General features: G+C 34.1%; 2 protein-coding genes. Both read right to left on the reverse strand.

From position 1 onward, the window contains the following. Nucleotides 1–1,197, reverse strand: a 1,197-nt coding sequence (locus ACLBXA_RS29165; protein ID WP_447617728.1) for a pLS20_p028 family conjugation system transmembrane protein, incomplete at its 3' end; no start/stop codon positions are given. 23 nt (nucleotides 1,198–1,220) lie between these two features. After that, entirely contained in the window at nucleotides 1,221–1,430 is a 210-nt protein-coding gene (locus tag ACLBXA_RS29170) for a hypothetical protein (RefSeq protein WP_016128119.1), read from the reverse strand. Between the last annotated feature and the right edge of the window lie 235 nt (nucleotides 1,431–1,665).

The following is a 1,665-nucleotide window of genomic DNA, read 5'->3' on the forward strand; positions in this document are numbered from 1 at the left end:
ACCTTTCGCTCCTTTTCCAATCATATTCCCGAGACTCTTCATTGGTTTTGAATTTGCGAGACTGCCAATTCCTTTACCAAGTGCGAAACCACCTACTAACATGCCCCAACTGCTTTTTAACCCAATATCTAAACCAAATAACCTTTCTACGACTGACGGTCCATCTAGTACTGCCATACTAAATGCCGCTAATGCAATCAGATATGGTACACCATTTAATTTGTCATGGAGAAAAGCTGTTCCTATTAGGTATAGCTTCAAAGATAGGAATATCATAATCGTTGCTATAAATATATTGAGGATATTAGATAATACAGCTTTTAACTTTTGACCATTCGCAACATCGGCTGGTGCTAATATATTTGCTAACAAGTAGTTAAAAGACAATTCATAAAATAATCTAGCTAATTTAATACTTACCAATAACAAAGTTAATCCCGTTATCAGTAAAGTAAAGAATATATTCCAAAAGTTCCAGTGCCAGCGATAATACTTTTCTGGAAAGAAATCAAACCATCCATCTTTTAATTCGGCTAAAGATGCGACTCCCATCCCATCCATTACTCTTTTATTTTTCAATAATTTTTGTCCATCATCTGATAATTTTTTATCTTTAGCGAACTCAAAATCCGAATCAATTTTTTCTGTAATATCAATCTGTCTAATGTTTTTTTCTGGAATATGATTTTTCGGATTCATGTCCTCTTTCTTTTTCCATCCATTTTGATCTATCACTGCAACATCCGTTATATTCTTCTTAATAATTTCATCACTTAAAGAACCCTTTTGTTCAGATTTCACAACCGCTATGGCATCATCGGTGAACTTATCGACCTTTGTCATACCAGTACTTAATAAACAAAGTACACTCAATGTTATGAAAATATTGATGATAATTTGAGAACGATTCATTTGTTTGTTCATAATAAACATGTAGCCAATATATAAAAACGAAATGGCTAAAAGAACGACAAACAATGGATATAACATATCAACAAAATTTTGTATTTCCGGTGAATTAAAGAATCCTTTAATCCCCAGAATTGCATCTGTCACACCTTCTAAAGCATCTACAACTAAAGATAAGCCTACAATTAGGAACCATCCTAGCCAACGTAATACATAATTCACGATGTCTCCTACTTGAAGATAATCCGAGAACGATTCTAAAACCTTTAAAATCTCTTCATCTTTCACCATTTACCCTCCTCTCATGCTTGCTATTGTCCCAATACTTCTTTTGCTGTCCAACTCACCCTTTCATTTAGTCTGTCGATACGAATAATCAATTTTCCTTTTTGTTCCCGATCTACTGAAAGGAAAAGAACCGCATCTTCTAGACCAAGAATGACCTCATTTTCTTCTGTTACAAATGGCGAGTAACTATCTAAAATCAATTGCATTTTATCCGTGATTGTCGGTACACACATTCCCTCTTCCTCCTTTATGTTTGGAATCAAAAAAGCACCCAATTATTTGAGTGCTTTCTAACTTGTTACTTGTTCTTTTTCTTCTAAATCACGCAAGATTCGATTAATCTTGTTTTCGACTGCTTGATAGACACTTTTATCGATGTGGTCATTGTGAGCTAACATTTGAAATTCACTGTAAAACTCGCCCATTTCTTGATTTTCAACTTCATCTATTGATTTACCTAATTGCGCT

The organism is Bacillus sp. D48C (assembly GCF_053345735.1).